The organism is Tenacibaculum pelagium (assembly GCF_014062345.1).
GTDB lineage: Bacteria > Bacteroidota > Bacteroidia > Flavobacteriales > Flavobacteriaceae > Polaribacter > Polaribacter pelagius.
In genome coordinates this window covers 36,821-53,149 of record NZ_JACGLS010000001.1, presented here as the reverse complement: position 1 = coordinate 53,149, position 16,329 = coordinate 36,821, and the positions used below count along the sequence as shown (strand labels likewise).

Sequence of the window (16,329 nt, the reverse complement as noted above, 5' to 3'; positions counted from 1 at the left end):
TTTATATCCCTCATCACTAAACAAAAACACAAAGCCTTAAAAAACAACAAGTTAAAGATGCTTTTAAAGGTCATAATTTTTAAATTATGTATCCTTTTTTTATAAATTACACCTATATCTACTTCTTTTATCTCGTTAAACTATCAATATTTGTAAATGAGTTAACTTAAATAATGCGTAACCTGAAAAGCATAAAATAGAGTAAGGAAACTAAAAAAAATATAATGTTAAAATCTATTTCAAATCTAGGTAAAGTTTTAAATAAAACTGAACAAAGAACTATTAATGGAGGAATAATAAAATGTCCTGACGGTACTAGGTACGTATGTATCGGTTTACCTCCTATGAGATCTTGTTGGTGTCAAGCAATTGCACTACCAGGAGAAGATATTAGATAATACGGAACCTGAAAAGTATAAAATAGAGTAAGGAAAACTAAAAACATGAAATTATGTTAAAAACAATAACAAACTTAGGTGAAGTTTTAAATAAAGCTGAACAAAAAACTATTAATGGAGGACAAATACAATGTCCAAGAGGAACTGTATTAAGATGTAATTGGCTAGGTTGCTGGTGCGAAGCTGAAATAGATGATAGACCAGACGAAAGATAAAATCTATTAAAAATACTACTAACTAATTTTAAAATTAGTTAGTAGTATTTTTATCAATTAAATTAATTTCTTAGCATTCTTAACTTTTTGTTTAGTAAGTGCTATATCAATTACTTCACTCATTTCAGTTACATAATGAAATTTCATTCCTTTTAAATAACTTTCTTTAATCTCAAGAATATCTTTTCTGTTTTCATCACATAAAATGATTTCTTTGATATTAGCTCGTTTTGCAGCTAATATTTTTTCTTTAATTCCTCCAACTGGTAATACTTTACCTCTTAAAGTGATCTCTCCAGTCATGGCTAATTTATTCTTAACCTTACGTTGTGTAAATACCGATACTAACGACGTTAACATGGTAATACCTGCACTAGGTCCATCTTTTGGCGTAGCTCCTTCTGGTACGTGAATATGAACATCATAATTTTCTATTACTTCCGGATTAATTCCAAATTCTTCAGCATTAGATTTAATATACTTCATTGCTATAGTAGATGATTCTTTCATCACCTTACCTAAGTTACCAGTTATAGAAAGTGCACCTTTTCCTTTCGACAAGATAGATTCTATAAATAAAATATCTCCTCCAACACTTGTCCAAGCTAAACCTGTAACAACACCAGCCACATCATTATTCTCATACTTGTCACGCTCTAAACGTGCAGGTCCTAAAATGGCTTCAATATCTTCATTTGTTAAAACGATATTGTATTCCTCTTCCATCGCAATCGACTTCGCTGCAAAACGAACAACCTTAGCCACTTGCTTTTCTAAACCACGAACTCCAGATTCACGAGTATAACCTTCAACAATTTTTTCTATTTGCTTTTTAGCAACAGTTAAATGTTCTGTGGTAAGTCCATGTTCTTTTAATTGCTTTGGAAATAAATATTTCTTAGCAATTTCAACTTTCTCTTCTATTGTATAACCAGTAACATTTATAAGTTCCATACGATCACGAAGTGCCCAAGGAATTTGTCCTAAATTATTTGCAGTAGCTATAAACAATACTTTAGAAAGGTCGTAACCAACTTCTAAATAATTATCATAGAACTCTGTATTTTGCTCAGGGTCTAATACTTCTAGCATTGCTGAAGAAGGGTCTCCTTGATGACTTTGACTTAACTTATCAATCTCATCTAAAACAAATACAGGATTTGACGTTCCTGATTTTTTAATGTTCTGAATTAAACGCCCTGGCATTGCACCAATATACGTTTTACGATGTCCTCTAATTTCAGCTTCATCACGTAAACCACCTAACGACATACGTACATATTTACGCCCTAATGCTTCCGCAACCGACTTTCCTAATGAAGTTTTACCTACTCCTGGAGGTCCATATAAACAGATAATTGGAGATTTCATATCACCACGTAATTTTAAAACAGCTAAATGTTCTATAATACGTTCCTTTACTTTTTCAAGTCCGAAATGATCTCTGTCTAATATTTTTTGAGCCTTTTTCAAGTCGAATTTATCCTCAGAATATTCTCCCCAAGGTAATTCTAACATTAACTCTAAATAATTACGTTGCACACCATATTCAGCCATTTGAGGATTCATACGCTTTAAACGATTTATCTCCTTTTCAAATGTTTCTGCTACATTCTTATTCCATTTTTTTGATTTAGATTTTTTTCTCATCTCATCTAACTCTTGATCATGAGAAACTCCACCTAATTCATCTTGAATAGTTTTTAGTTGCTGATTTAAATAATACTCACGCTGTTGTTGATCTAAATCAGATCTTGTTTTCGATTGAATATCATTACGAAGTTGTAATTTTTGAAGCTCTTTATCTAAGTTTTTTAAAGTTAAAAGTGCACGTTCCTTTAAATTGTCTTTTTCTAATAAAACTTGTTTTTGCGCTACACTTAACTCCATATTTGATGAAATAAAATTCACCAAGAAAGAACTAGATTGTATGTTTTTAATAGCAAAAGAAGCCTCAGAAGGTAGCATTGGGTTTTCTTTAATAACCTCTAATGCTAGCTCTTTAATAGATTCGATAATTGCATCAAATTCTTTTTTATTATCAATATCTCTATCATCAACAGCTTCTTGAACATTAGCCTTTAAATAAGGATTTTCTTGTGTGATTTCATTTATTTCAAAACGCTTTTTACCTTGAATAATAACCGTTGTGTTACCATCAGGCATTTTTAAAACTCTTAAAATTTGTGCAACTACACCTGTTTTATGAATATCATCTAAACCAGGATCTTCAATTTCACTATTTTTTTGAGAAACAACTCCAATTACCTTATCTCCTTTATTCGCATCTTTTATTAACTGAATCGATTTATCTCTACCTGCTGTAATAGGAATTACAACACCTGGAAATAACACCGTATTTCTTAAAGGTAAAATTGATAATTCTGAAGGAATCTCTTCCTTATTCATATTTTCTTCATCCTCTGGTGTTAATAATGGAATTAACTCTGAATTCTCATTAAAAGCATCTTGAAGCGACAAATTGTCTAAATGTATTATTTTTGATTTACTCATATCTTATGTATCTGTCATAGTGACATTTCTCCATTTTATAATTAAATAGAAAAACCACTCTTAAATCTGTAAATATTTGATAAACAGAGATGTATAAATAGAACATCTTTTTATCCACATATATAAGTCAATTCTTATGCCAAGTAAAACTTTACAATTTACTTGTAACTATTTATTCGTTCAGTCGTCATATTATTATATTTTTACAAAAAGCTAACTAACAATGAAAACTAAACTATTCTTTATCTCAATTCTGTTATTAATTACAAGTTGTACCTCAAAGAAAAACTCTGAAGACTTTATACAAAAAGCCTCTGGACGCTATTTTTTTAATGCTGATGAAGTAATAGAAATAAAATTTGATGAAGGCAAGCTATTACTAAACTGGAGAAAACAAAACCTAGAGCCTTTAAAAATTAACGATAGTACATTTTACGCTCGTGAATTAAATGAAAAACTAGTTTTTAACACTTCTGAAAACTATATAAAACTTGCTGAAAAACGTGAGCATGAAGGAAAAAAATATGTTTTCAATAAATTAAAACAAGGTGAAAAAACCCCAAGTGAATATTTAGCTGCTAACAATTTTGAAGCTGCTTTAAATGGATACAAAAACATTAAAGCAAAAGATAGTTTAAATCCAGTAATTAGAGAACGAAACTTAAATAGATTAGGTTATCGTTATTTATCAAAAGATAGATTTGAAGAAGCTATAAATGTTTTTAAAATTAATATTGAATTATACCCAAAAAGTTCTAACACATATGACAGTACGGGTGATGCTTACTTAAAAATGAAAGATACTGTTAATGCTATCGCATATTACAAAAAGTCGTTGAGTATAAACCCTGAAAATAGAAGTTCTAAAAGAGCATTAAAAAAGTTAACTAAAAAAGAAAACGACTAATAATGTACGAATTAAAATATCCGATTGGGAAACCAACAATTCCTGAAAAAATTTCAACTAAAGATATATCTGAATGGATAACCATTTTAGAGGATTTTCCAAATCGATTAGAGCTTTTAGTTAACAATTTATCTGAAAAACAATTAGATACTCCATATAGAGATGGTGGTTGGACTATACGACAGGTTGTACATCATTGTGCCGATAGCCATCATAATTCATATACTCGTTTTAAATGGGCATTAACAGAAGATAAACCTGTAATTAAAGCATATTATGAAGATCGATGGGCTGAATTATTTGATTCTAAGTCTGCTCCTATTGAACTATCACTAAATTCATTAAAAGCCTTACATGCTAAATGGGTATATTTTTTAAAAGGCTTAACCGTAGATGATTTAAACAAAAACTTCATTCATCCAGATGGATTTGAAGATGTTGGTTTAAAAGAAAACATTGGTATTTATGCATGGCATTGCAACCATCATTATGCGCATATAGAAAACCTTTTAAAAAGAAAAGGCTGGTAATTAATGTTCGTGTTTAAGTACACTAATATCACCTTTTAAAAAAGCTTTCTTCTCTTCCATATTATGAGCATATCCAATAATAATATCTTTACCAACTACTAGTTCTTTAATTACTTTTGAATTATTTAATTGAAATAAGTCATCAGTGGTTAAATCATATTTTTGAGCTATCGATTCAACTGTTTCTCCTTTTTTTATTTTATGTGTAATTGTTGGATCAAAGATTTCATCGTCATCATCCTCTTCTTCAATAATAAAGTCAAGATTCTCTTTTACTTTTTTAGGGAATTCTCTAGTAACTTTACCTGTAACTAAATTAATATAAGCTGGTTTTCCTTTTAAAGAAATTAGATTCCATCCTTTAGGTAATTTTAGTTTTTGAGAAAAGATGAACACGCTATTAAATAGCAAAAAAATAAATACAATTTTTTTCATAGTATAAGCTTGGTTGTCCAAATATAAATTATAATAATATTAAAATTGCTATACCTATAAAAACAATTATTTGAGCCCACTTTAAGAACACACCTATCTTTTCATTCTTCTTTATTGATTCTGAGATAGTTCCGGCTAAAACTGCTATTGTTGAAAAAATTATAAAAGAAGTTAAAATAAATAAACCTCCTAAAACATAAAACTGTATTACTGTAGAAATCGTGTCTGAAAATAAAAATTGAGGAAAAAAAGCTAAAAAGAAAATAGTTACTTTCGGATTTAAGACATTCATCCAAAAGCCTTTTTTAAATAACTCTAATGTGGACTTTTTCTCTACATTATCGGTTGAAAATGCAATTTTAGAATCACTCTTGTATACTTGATATGCTAAATACAATAAATAAGCAGCACCAAATAGTTTAATAACGAAAAACAAATTTGGATTCTGCTTTATAACTTCTGAAACTCCAAAAGCCACTAAAGTGGTGTGAATAATACAACCCGTCATTAAACCAGTAACAGTTGCTAATCCATACTTTCTTCCATTTACAATACTTTGTGTTAGTACAAAAATATTATCCGGTCCTGGTGAAAAAGCTAAGGTTGCAGTTGCTAATACAAAAGAAATAAGGGTTTCTAGCATTTAGTCATTAATTATTTTAAGCTTTAACCACATTTTTTTGGCTGAAATTAATTTGAAATAATTATCATCTATTATTTCTATCTTTAATTCAAACTCTTTATTCTCAGTTTTAGTTATTAAAGTATTTCTTTTTAAATTATTATCTCTCTTTACATGTAAAGTATCTCTTCCTTGCACCATTGATTCTTTTGAAATACTAATAATTTGTTTATTCATATTTCTACAGGATAATTTTAACTTCTCCCTTAGACTTAAACTATCTATTTTATTTTTTTTCAATTGATTTAAAAAAGATTCTTCAAATTTTTCGCAATCAACTTCAAAATTTTCAACACTCATACTAACAACTTTCCATTGACCGTTTAATTCATTAAATAAACTTTTAGGGTTAGTATATACAATTCCATTTCTATCTACTTTCTGGGAAAAAGTAATTGATACAATAAATAAAAAGACAAATAATATATAAGCTTTCATAACTCTTTCTAGTTTTCAGCTAAAATAGCCTTATTGATTCTTTTTATCAAGCTTGGACCTTCATAAATAAAACCTGTATAAATCTGAACTAAATCTGCTCCAGCATTTAGCTTATCTAAAGCATCTTTTTCAGAATGTATACCTCCTACTCCAATTATCGGAAATGCTTTGTTAGAATTATCTGCTAAGTATTTAATAACTCGTGTACTTCTGTCTTTAACTGGTTGACCACTTAAACCTCCATTACCTATCTCTTTTAAACGCTCTTCAGATGCTTTAAGACCTTCTCTGTTTACTGATGTATTCGAAGCTATTACTCCATCTATTTTAGTTTCAGCAACCAAATCAATAATTTCATCCAACTGTTGATTGTTTAAATCTGGAGCAATTTTTAATAATATTGGTTTTTGCTTACTTTCCTTATTATTTAACTGCTGAACTTCAGTAATTAATTCTTTTAAATACTCAACATCATCTAACTTTGCGTGACTACCAACATTCGGGCAACTTACATTCAGCACAAAATAATCTACATACGGATGTAAACCTTTAAAGCATTCCACATAATCTTCAGTGTAATTTTCAGGGGCTGTATTGGTGTTTTTACCAATATTACCCCCAATAATTATCTTGCCTTTATTCTTTTTTAATTGCTCTATCGCAGTATTTAAGCCTTCATTATTAAAACCCATTCGGTTAATGATTCCTTTATCATCTTTTAAACGGAACAATCGCTTCTTAGGATTCCCTACTTGTCCTTTAGGAGTAACAGTTCCTATTTCTACAAAACCAAATCCGAAGTTAGCTAATTCATTATATAACACTGCGTTCTTATCAAAACCTGCTGCTAAACCTACAGGGTTTTTAAAAGTCAATCCTAATAAATTACGTTCTAGTTTTTTATCATTTACCTGATACATTCCTCTAAAAATTGATGGAACAAAAGGAATTTTAGATAAAAACTTTACCAATGAAAAAGTAAAATGGTGAATCTTCTCTGGATCGAAAAGAAAGAAGATTGGACGAATGATTAGTTTGTACATAATTATCAAATATAAAAAAAGCCCCAATATTATTGGAGCTTCTGAATTATCTTAAAACAGCGTTTAAATTCTTTTCGAACGATTGCTGTAGCTTTTGCATTATTTTATCAATTTGTTTGTCTGCCAACGTTTTGTTTTCATCTTGAATAACAAAACTTACAGCATATGATTTTTTACCTTCTGGTAGTTTATCACCTTCGTAAACATCAAACAAATCTACTTCTTTTAATAACTTTCTTTCTGATTGAAAAGCTAAATTGTAGATCTCTTTAAATTCAACTTTGTTATCTAACAATAGAGCTAAATCACGTTTTACAGCAGGGAATTTAGGTAAAGCGGTCACTTTCATTTTCTTGTTACCTACTAACTTTAAAATGCTATCCCAATTAAAATCTGCAAATAAAACTTCTTGTTTAATTGAGAATCCTTTTAAAATAGCTCTTTTTACCACTCCGAATTCAACTAGCTTCGTTTTTCCTAAACTTAATGAAACTCCTTCTGAGAAAATATCAGATTTTACAGGAGTAGTTTTTAAGCTATTCAATCCTAAACGGCTTAACATTGCTGTTATTATCCCTTTTAAATAAAAGAAGTCAGAAGTTTGAGTTTCTGTATTCCAACTATCTTGTGTTTTATTACCAGTAACAAATAAGGTTAAATGCTTATCTTCTTGGTAACCGCTTTCGTATTTATGATAGGTCTTACCAAATTCATAAAACTTAAGCGCATTATTCTTACGATTAATATTATATGAAACAGATTCTAATCCACTAAACAATAATGATTGACGCATTACCTTTAAATCATTACTTAAAGGATTTAACATCTCTACATTATGTTCAGGGCTTAAATTCTCTGATAACTCAATATAGTCAGCTTTTGTTAACGAATTTGCCATCGTTTCGTTGAAACCTAAAGCTGTTAACTGATTTGCAACAATGTTTTCAATCTTAACTTCTTTATCACTATCAAAAGAAATAGAAGTATTTAACTTATGAGAAAACTCGATATTATTATATCCGTAAACCCTTAAAATTTCTTCAATAATATCAGCTTCACGCTGCACATCTACTCTATAAGATGGTACTACCAACCCTAAACCAGCTTCAGTAACACTATTAATTTTAATATCTAAAGAGGCTAAAATCTTTTTGATTGTTTCTTGCGGAATCTCTTGACCAATCAACTTATATGCGTTTTCAAAAGATAAAAACACTTCGAAATCTTCAATTTTCTCAGGATAGAAATCTAAAACATCTGAAGACATTTTACCTCCTGCATATTCTTCAATTAATAAAGCTGCTCTTTTTAAAGCATACTTTGTTAAGTTAACATCAATACCTCTTTCAAAACGGAAAGATGCATCTGTATTTAATGCATGACGCTTTGCTGTTTTACGAACCGATACTGGGTTAAAATAGGCACTTTCTAAGAAAATAGTTGTGGTATGTTCAGTAACTCCAGATTTAATTCCTCCGAATACACCACCAATACATAATGGGTTGTTATCTGCATCACAAATCATAATATCTTCTGATGATAACTCTCTTTCTAGTTCATCTAAAGTTGTAAATTTTGTTCCCTCATCTAAAGTTTTTACAACTACTCTTCCTCCTCTAATTTTTGCAGCGTCAAAAGCGTGTAATGGTTGCCCTAATTCATGTAAAACATAATTTGTTATATCTACAATATTGTTTTTAGGAGCAATACCAATAGCTTTTAATCTATTTTGAATCCATTCTGGAGAGTCTTTAACTTCAACATCAGTCATTGTAATTCCACAATAACGCGGAACTAAATCTTTGTTTTCAACTTCAATATCAATCTTTAAAGTACGCTCGTCAACATGAAAATCAGAAACAGAAGGAGAAATTAATTCGATATTTGTTCCTTGTTGAATTAATCCAGCACGTAAATCACGAGCCACACCGAAATGACTCATACCGTCTGCACGGTTAGGTGTTAATCCGATTTCGAAAACATAATCAGTCTCGATATTAAAAACCTCAGAACAAGGAGTACCAGGAGTTAAACTTTCGTCTAAAACCATAATACCGTCATGACCTTTACCTAAACCTAATTCGTCTTCGGCACAAATCATTCCATGACTCTCCTCTCCTCTTATCTTTCCTTTTTTAATTTTAAAGCTCTCACCTTTCTCATCATACAATAAAGTACCTACAGTAGCAACTGGTACTTTTTGTCCAGCATCAACATTTGGTGCTCCACAAACAATTTGTACAGGATTTCCATCACCTAAATCGACAGTAGTTACTTTTAACTTATCTGCATTAGGGTGTTTTTCGCATGTTTTTACCTCACCTACAACTACGCCATTTAAACTACCTTTAATACTTTCTACCTTCTCAATTCCTTCTACTTCAAGACCTAAGTCTGTCAATAATTCACCTGTTTTTTCAGCTTCCCAGTCGGTTTGTAAAAATTGTCGTAACCAATTGTATGATATCTTCATAATCAATCTCTAATTTTAGCCCGCAAATTTACGGAAAATAAAGGAAAAAAACGCATTCTCTTTTAATAGCGTTTAGTTTACTGACTGTTAACGATTTGATAACATTACTTGGTTTCTATTTTTGTTTTTTTGCAGTCCCTTTAATTTTCACATAACACAACTTTCATTTATATGAAAAAACTTTTACCCTTCGTATTACTGATAACTTCTTTATCAGTATTTTCTCAAATTCCATCTTATTATAACGATGTAAATTTAAATCAAACAAGTACAGCTTTAAAAGATGCTTTAGCTACAAAAATTATTAGTACGCATGCTACTAATTTATCATACACTCCTGGTGTATGGGATGCTTTAAAGCAGTCAGACCTTGACCCTACTGACAACTCTAAAGTTATTTTAATTTACGGTTATAGTGATTCTGATGGTAACTATGTAACTGATAGAACTCGTAGCAAAGATGCAAGTGGTGGTACTGCCGGCACTCAATGGAATAGAGAACATGTATATCCTAAATCATTAGGGAATCCTAATTTAGGAACTTCGGGTCCTGGTGCCGATGTGCATCATCTTAGACCTGCAGACATTTCTTTTAACGGACAAAGAAGTAGTAAAAAATTTGCTGCTGGTTCTGGAAATGCAGGAGATTCTAACGGAGGATGGTACCCTGGAGATGAGTGGAAAGGAGATGTTGCTCGTATGATGATGTATGTATATTTACGTTATGGTAACCAATGTTTGCCTAGTAATGTTACTATCGGAACAGCAAACTCTTCTGACAGTAATATGATTGATTTGTTATTGCAATGGAATGCAGAAGACCCTGTTTCTGATTTTGAAAAACAACGTAACCCTATTTTGCAAGGTATACAAGGTAACCGTAATCCTTTTATTGACAACCCTGCATTTGCTACTCAAATTTGGGGAGGTCCTCAGGCTGAAGATTTATTTGGTAATGGTGGTGGCGGTAACAACGATACGCAAGCACCAACTGCACCAACAAACTTAGTTGCTTCAAGCATTACTGAAAACTCAGTAAACTTAAACTGGTCTGCTTCTACAGATAACACAGGAGTAACTGGTTATGATGTTTATAACGGAGCTAATAAAATAACTACGATTAACGCAACTTCTTATTCTGTAACTGGATTAACAGCTTCTACTGCTTATACATTTTCAGTAAAAGCTAAAGATGCTGCTAATAATATATCTACTTCTAGTAATACTGTTAATGTAACTACCACTGCTGCTCCTACTTCAGGTACAGCTACAGATTTATTAATTTCTGAATATGTAGAAGGTTCTTCAAATAACAAAGCTTTAGAGATTGCTAACTTTACAGGAGGTACAATTAATTTATCAGGATATTCATTAAAAAAAGCTTCTAACGGAGGTGGATGGTCTAACACATTAACTTTAAGTGGTTCTTTAGAAAATGGGAAAACTTATGTTGTTGCTAATAGTAGTGCTTCAACTACTATAAAAAATAAAGCTCAAAAAACTGAAACTAGCGTTACTTCATTTAATGGTAATGATGCAATTGGATTATTTAAAGGTAGTACTCTTATCGATTTAATTGGAAACCCAAATAGTTCTTCAACATTTGCACAAGACAAAACTTTACAAAGAAAGTCTTCTGTTAAATCGCCTAATTCGTCATACACAACTTCTGAATGGAATGTGCTTTCTAAAGATACATTTAGTGGTTTAGGAAGTCATGTTATTGATGGATCTACTCCAGATACTCAAGCTCCTACTGCTCCAACAAACTTAGCTGGATCAAACGTAACACAAACTTCTGTTGATTTAGCATGGACTGCTGCTACTGACAATGTTGCTGTAACAGGATATGATCTATTTAATGGTAATACAAAAATAGCAACTGTTACTTCAACAAGTTATTCAGTAACAGGGTTAACAGCTGCAACTAATTATACTTTTTCAGTAAAAGCTAAAGATGCTGCAGGAAACATTTCTTCAGCTAGTAATACTTTAGGAATTACTACAAAATCTAATGCAGATACTACAGCTCCAAGTGCACCTACAAACTTAGCTGTTTCAAACGTAACACAAACTTCGGCTAATTTAGCGTGGACTGCTGCTACTGATAATGTTGCTGTTACAGGATATGATGTATTTAATGGTAGCACAAAAATAGCAACAGTTACTTCAACAAGTTATTCAGTAACAGGTTTAACTGCTTCAACAAACTATACTTTCTCTGTTAAGGCGAAAGATGCTGCTAATAACATTTCTACTTCTAGCAATACTGTTGGAGTAACTACAAAATCTGTAGTTGTAACTTATTGTTCTTCTAAAGGAAATAACTCTAGTTATGAATATATTGATAATGTTGTTATAGGTGGAATTTCAAATAGCACATCTGCAAATGGTGGTTATGGTGATTTCACTACTCAAACAGGTAACCTTTCTTATGGAAATAACACTATTATTGTAAGCGCTGGTTTCTCTGGTTCATCTTATACAGAAAACTGGAGAGTTTGGATTGACTTTAACAAAAACGGAACTTTTGATAGTAACGAAGAAGTTGTTAGCGGGTCATCATCAAGCTCAGGAAACTTATCTTATACATTCTCTGTTCCTTCTTCCGCTTTATCAGGAAAAACTAGAATGCGTGTTTCTATGAAGTGGAATGGAGCTCCAACTGCTTGTGAAACGTTTTCTTATGGAGAAGTTGAAGATTATTCAGTTAACATAGGTGCAAGTTCAAGAAGTAACAATAGTAGCTCAGTAGTTATAAACGGTAAATTAGGAAATGAAGCGCCAGTATTTAGTGCTAACATCTTTCCTAACCCAACTGCCAATTTTATAAAAATTCAAATGGCTGACGATAGAGAAGCTTATTTTAATATAACGAACACTATCGGTCAGAAAATAGCATCAGGTAAAGTTGATCATGCAAACATCAATGTTTCTAATTTAACTAACGGAATTTATATTCTTGAAGTTACTGATGGTCAACGTTCATTTACTAAAAAGTTTATTAAAAAGTAAAATTTACTTTTCTTTAATCCCAAAGCCTCATTATCTCATAATGAGGCTTACTTATGAGATTCAATTTGTTGATAACTTACTGACTAACACGACACATACAACTACATAAAATCTTATTTTGCAACGATTTTATAAAATTTAACCCTTTTTTTATGAAAAAACTACTACCCTTTATTTTATTGATAGCTTCACTATCAATTTTTTCACAGCAAATTCCTACATACTATAATGATGTAAATATGAACCTAACAGGTTCAGCATTAAAAGATGAACTTGCTGTTAAAATTATAGGTTCTCACACATCAATATTAACATATACTCCAGATGTATGGAATGCCTTAAAACAAACTGATATTGATCCTAACAACAGTGCTAATGTTGTTTTAATTTATGGATGGGATGATTCAGATAGTGATATAACAAACGATCGTACTCGTGGAAAAGACAACCATGGAAGTGGTTCTGGAGTATGGAATCGCGAACATGTATATTCAAAATCATTAGCAAATCCAAATTTAGGAACCACTGGTCCTGGTGCTGATGCACACAACCTACGTCCTTGTGATGCTCAAAGAAATTCTTCTCGAAGCAATAGAAAATTTGCTGCTGGTAGCGGTACTCCTTCATATATTACACCTGAAGGATATTGGTATCCTGGTGATGAATGGAAAGGTGATGTTGCACGTATGATGATGTATATGTATTTACGTTACGGAAATCAATCTTTACCAACTGGTGTTGGTGTTGGTAATACAGTTCCAACAGATATTAACATGATTGATTTATTTTTACAATGGAATGCTGAGGATCCAATTTCTGATATAGAAAAACAGCGTAACCCTGTATTAGAACAAATGCAAGGAAACCGTAATCCTTTTGTTGATAACCCTGCTTTTGCTACTCAAATTTGGGGAGGGCCACAAGCGGAAAACTTATTTGGTAATGGTAATGGTTCATCGGATACTGAAGCACCTACAACTCCAACTGATTTAATAGCTTCTAATACAACTCAAACTACTGTTGACTTAAACTGGACAGCAGCTACAGACAATGTTGCTGTATATCGTTATAGTATTTTTAATGGTAGTACTCAAATAGGCAACACTTCAAATACTAACTTTTCAGTGACAAATTTAACAGCAGGTACTTCTTATACTTTTTCGGTAAAAGCTTACGATCTTGCAGGTAATATATCACAATCTAGCAATAGTGTTAATATAACTACACTTCCTGGTGGATCTGGAGGAAATACTTCTGACTTATTAATTTCTGAATATGTTGAAGGTTCTTCTTATAACAAAGCTATTGAAATCGCAAACTTTACAGGAACACCTGTTAACTTAGCTGACTACTCAATTCAAAAAGCAACGAATGGTGGTGGTTCTTGGTCAAGCACTTTAGCTTTAACAGGTACATTAAATCATGGTGATGTTTATGTAATTGTTAATAATAGCGCTTCAACAGAATTAAAAAATAAAGCAAATTTAAACACGACAAGTAGCGTAATGTCATTCAACGGTAATGATGCTGTCGCTATTTTCAAAGGAAGTACTTTAGTTGATGTTATTGGTGACCCTAATAGTAGTACTGCATTTGCTCAAGATAAAACGTTACAAAGAAAATCATCAATAACAGCTCCAAACACTACTTATTTAGCTGCTGAATGGGATGTTCTTTCAAAAGATACTTTTTCTGGTTTAGGTACGCATTCTGTTGATGGAGGAAACTCTGATACTGAGGCTCCAACAGCACCAAGTAATTTAATTAGTTCTAACCTTACGCAAACAAGTGTAGATTTAGCTTGGACAGCTTCAACCGATAACGTGGGAGTTACTGGTTATGAGGTCTATCAAAATGATGTAAAAGTAACAACAGTTACTACAACTAGTCATAACGTAACTGGTTTAGATGTTGAAACAGCTTATAATTATTCAATTAAAGCAATTGATGCTGCTGGAAATATTTCAGCTTTAAGTAATAAAGTATTCATTACTACTTTGGCTGCTCCAGATACTGAAGCGCCAACTGCTCCAACTAGTTTAGCAGTTTCGAATGTAACGCAAACCACTGCTGATTTAGCATGGACTGCTTCTACTGATAATGTTGCTGTTACAGGATATGATGTATATCAAGGAAATACTGTAATTGCTACGGTTACTTCTACGAATTATAATGTTACTGGATTAACTGCTGCTACTAATTATACATTCTCTGTAAAGGCAAAAGACGAAGCTGGAAATGTTTCTGCTGCAAGTAATACTATCGGTGTTACTACAACTACTGCTCCTGATACTGAAGCTCCAACTGCTCCAACTAGTTTAACTGTTTCGAATGTAACGCAAACTACGGCTGATTTAGCTTGGACTGCTTCTACTGATAATGTTGCTGTTACTGGATATGATGTATATCAAGGAAGTACTGTAATTGCTACTGTTACTGCTACGAATTATAATGTTACTGGATTAACTGCTGCTACAAACTATACTTTCTCTGTTAAAGCAAAAGATGAAGCTGGAAATGTTTCTGCTACAAGTAATACTATTGGAGTAACTACAACTACTGCTCCTGATACTGAAGCTCCAACTGCTCCGGCTAGCTTAGCGGTTTCGAATGTAACACAAACTACGGCTGATTTAGCTTGGAGTGCTTCGACAGATAATGTTGCTGTTACTGGATATGATGTATACCAAGGAAATACTGTAATTGCTACGGTTACTTCTACTAACTATAATGTTACTGGGTTAACTGCTGCGACTAATTATACATTCTCTCTTAAAGCAAAAGACGAAGCTGGAAATGTTTCTGCTGCAAGTAATACTATTGGTGTTACCACAACTTCCGCTCCAACAAATACTAGTACTATTTTATCAACTTCATATTTTGAAAGTGGATGGGATAATTGGACTGATGGAGGAAATGATTGTCACCGTTACTCAGGTTCTCTTTCTTATGAAGGAAACTATTCAATTCGTATTAGAGATAATTCAGGTGTGAGTTCATCTATGACTTCGCAACCATATGATTTATCTTCTTACGATACTGTAGAAGTAGAGTTTTACTTTTATTCTTATAGTATGGAAACCGGAGAAGATTTCTGGTTACGCTATTATGACGGAAACTCATGGCAGACAGTTGAAACTTATGTAAGCGGAACTGATTTCGAAAATACAAGTTTCTATGTAGCTACTGTAACTTTAAATAAAGCTGATTATAATTTTGTTAATAATGCGCAATTCCGTTTCCAAAATGATGCTTCGGCTAATGCGGATCAAATTTTTATAGATCAAGTAACTATTACTGGTAAAACAGGTAATTCTGTTGCTAGAAATACTGTTGCAAGTAATAAAACTACTCATGTACGTTATTTCGATTCTGGATTAGAATTATTTGAAACTGACTTTAAAGCATACCCTAACCCTGTCGCAGGCGATATTTTAAATATTCAATTGAATGATTCTGAGGCAGAAAATGTAACTTATACAATCACTTCTATGTTAGGGAAAGTTATTACTAGAGGTTATTTAACTAATGATTATATCAACGTTAACAACCTTAACACTGGAATCTATTTATTAGAAATTAATGATGGTGAAGAAAAGATGGTTCAGAAATTTATTAAAAAGTAATTTCTTTATCCATTTATCAAATAAAAAGACAGTCAATATAATTTGACTGTCTT

General features: G+C 31.8%; 12 protein-coding genes. 6 read left to right on the top strand and 6 right to left on the bottom strand.

Features of this window, described 5'->3' with window-relative positions; genetic code table 11:
- The first annotated feature begins 224 nt into the window (after nucleotides 1-224).
- Both H3Z83_RS00215 and H3Z83_RS00210 read left to right on the top strand, forming a co-directional pair.
- Entirely contained in the window at nucleotides 225-398 is a 174-nt protein-coding gene (locus tag H3Z83_RS00215; RefSeq protein WP_182123467.1) for a hypothetical protein, read from the top strand.
- Between the two features lie 53 nt (nucleotides 399-451).
- Nucleotides 452-613, top strand: a complete 162-nt coding sequence (locus H3Z83_RS00210) for a hypothetical protein (protein WP_182123466.1) — start codon at nucleotides 452-454, stop codon at nucleotides 611-613.
- A gap of 57 nt (nucleotides 614-670) precedes the next feature.
- On the opposite strand, the gene lon is transcribed toward H3Z83_RS00210, so the two are convergent.
- Entirely contained in the window at nucleotides 671-3,127 is a 2,457-nt protein-coding gene (gene lon, locus H3Z83_RS00205; protein ID WP_182123465.1) for an endopeptidase La, read from the bottom strand.
- A 223-nt stretch (nucleotides 3,128-3,350) separates the two neighbouring features.
- On the opposite strand from lon, the gene H3Z83_RS00200 reads away from it, so the two are divergent.
- Both H3Z83_RS00200 and H3Z83_RS00195 read left to right on the top strand, forming a co-directional pair.
- Nucleotides 3,351-4,034, top strand: coding sequence for a tetratricopeptide repeat protein (locus H3Z83_RS00200; protein ID WP_182123464.1), 684 nt, complete (start codon nucleotides 3,351-3,353; stop codon nucleotides 4,032-4,034).
- A gap of 2 nt (nucleotides 4,035-4,036) precedes the next feature.
- Nucleotides 4,037-4,564: a YfiT family bacillithiol transferase gene (locus H3Z83_RS00195; protein WP_182123463.1), complete on the top strand. Its 528-nt coding sequence runs from the start codon at nucleotides 4,037-4,039 to the stop codon at nucleotides 4,562-4,564.
- On the opposite strand, the gene H3Z83_RS00190 is transcribed toward H3Z83_RS00195, so the two are convergent.
- The 5 genes from H3Z83_RS00190 to pheT are packed head-to-tail and all read right to left on the bottom strand — an operon-like array spanning nucleotide 4,565 to nucleotide 9,635.
- On the bottom strand, nucleotides 4,565-4,999 hold the full coding sequence (locus H3Z83_RS00190; RefSeq protein ID WP_182123462.1) for a LysM peptidoglycan-binding domain-containing protein: 435 nt from the start codon (nucleotides 4,997-4,999) through the stop codon (nucleotides 4,565-4,567).
- Nucleotides 5,000-5,027: 28 nt separating this feature from the next.
- The gene (locus H3Z83_RS00185) at nucleotides 5,028-5,642 is read right to left on the bottom strand and encodes a LysE family translocator (RefSeq protein WP_182123461.1); all 615 of its coding nucleotides are present in this window, start codon (nucleotides 5,640-5,642) and stop codon (nucleotides 5,028-5,030) included.
- On the bottom strand, nucleotides 5,643-6,119 hold the full coding sequence (locus H3Z83_RS00180) for a hypothetical protein (protein ID WP_182123460.1): 477 nt from the start codon (nucleotides 6,117-6,119) through the stop codon (nucleotides 5,643-5,645).
- Between the two features lie 8 nt (nucleotides 6,120-6,127).
- Nucleotides 6,128-7,162 carry a quinone-dependent dihydroorotate dehydrogenase gene (locus H3Z83_RS00175; protein ID WP_182123459.1) on the bottom strand — a complete coding sequence of 345 codons (1,035 nt, stop codon included), beginning with the start codon at nucleotides 7,160-7,162 and terminating at the stop codon, nucleotides 6,128-6,130.
- 46 nt (nucleotides 7,163-7,208) lie between these two features.
- Nucleotides 7,209-9,635: a phenylalanine--tRNA ligase subunit beta gene (gene pheT / locus H3Z83_RS00170; protein ID WP_182123458.1), complete on the bottom strand. Its 2,427-nt coding sequence runs from the start codon at nucleotides 9,633-9,635 to the stop codon at nucleotides 7,209-7,211.
- Nucleotides 9,636-9,806: 171 nt separating this feature from the next.
- On the opposite strand from pheT, the gene H3Z83_RS00165 reads away from it, so the two are divergent.
- A complete protein-coding gene (locus H3Z83_RS00165; RefSeq protein ID WP_182123457.1) occupies nucleotides 9,807-12,650 on the top strand; it encodes an endonuclease in 2,844 nt (947 codons plus the stop codon).
- Nucleotides 12,651-12,802: 152 nt separating this feature from the next.
- Entirely contained in the window at nucleotides 12,803-16,276 is a 3,474-nt protein-coding gene (locus H3Z83_RS12910) for a fibronectin type III domain-containing protein (RefSeq protein WP_246337422.1), read from the top strand.
- Nucleotides 16,277-16,329 lie beyond the last annotated feature (53 nt).

Excerpts from the sequence above, each read along its gene's own strand:
- H3Z83_RS00215 (WP_182123467.1), top strand. The coding sequence starts at position 225 with ATGTTAAAATCTATTTCAAATCTAGGTAAAGTTTTAAATAAAACTGAA.
- H3Z83_RS00210 (WP_182123466.1), top strand. The coding sequence starts at position 452 with ATGTTAAAAACAATAACAAACTTAGGTGAAGTTTTAAATAAAGCTGAA.
- lon (WP_182123465.1), bottom strand. The coding sequence starts at position 3,127 with ATGAGTAAATCAAAAATAATACATTTAGACAATTTGTCGCTTCAAGAT.
- H3Z83_RS00200 (WP_182123464.1), top strand. The coding sequence starts at position 3,351 with ATGAAAACTAAACTATTCTTTATCTCAATTCTGTTATTAATTACAAGT.
- H3Z83_RS00195 (WP_182123463.1), top strand. The coding sequence starts at position 4,037 with ATGTACGAATTAAAATATCCGATTGGGAAACCAACAATTCCTGAAAAA.
- H3Z83_RS00190 (WP_182123462.1), bottom strand. The coding sequence starts at position 4,999 with ATGAAAAAAATTGTATTTATTTTTTTGCTATTTAATAGCGTGTTCATC.
- H3Z83_RS00185 (WP_182123461.1), bottom strand. The coding sequence starts at position 5,642 with ATGCTAGAAACCCTTATTTCTTTTGTATTAGCAACTGCAACCTTAGCT.
- H3Z83_RS00180 (WP_182123460.1), bottom strand. The coding sequence starts at position 6,119 with ATGAAAGCTTATATATTATTTGTCTTTTTATTTATTGTATCAATTACT.
- H3Z83_RS00175 (WP_182123459.1), bottom strand. The coding sequence starts at position 7,162 with ATGTACAAACTAATCATTCGTCCAATCTTCTTTCTTTTCGATCCAGAG.
- pheT (WP_182123458.1), bottom strand. The coding sequence starts at position 9,635 with ATGAAGATATCATACAATTGGTTACGACAATTTTTACAAACCGACTGG.
- H3Z83_RS00165 (WP_182123457.1), top strand. The coding sequence starts at position 9,807 with ATGAAAAAACTTTTACCCTTCGTATTACTGATAACTTCTTTATCAGTA.
- H3Z83_RS12910 (WP_246337422.1), top strand. The coding sequence starts at position 12,803 with ATGAAAAAACTACTACCCTTTATTTTATTGATAGCTTCACTATCAATT.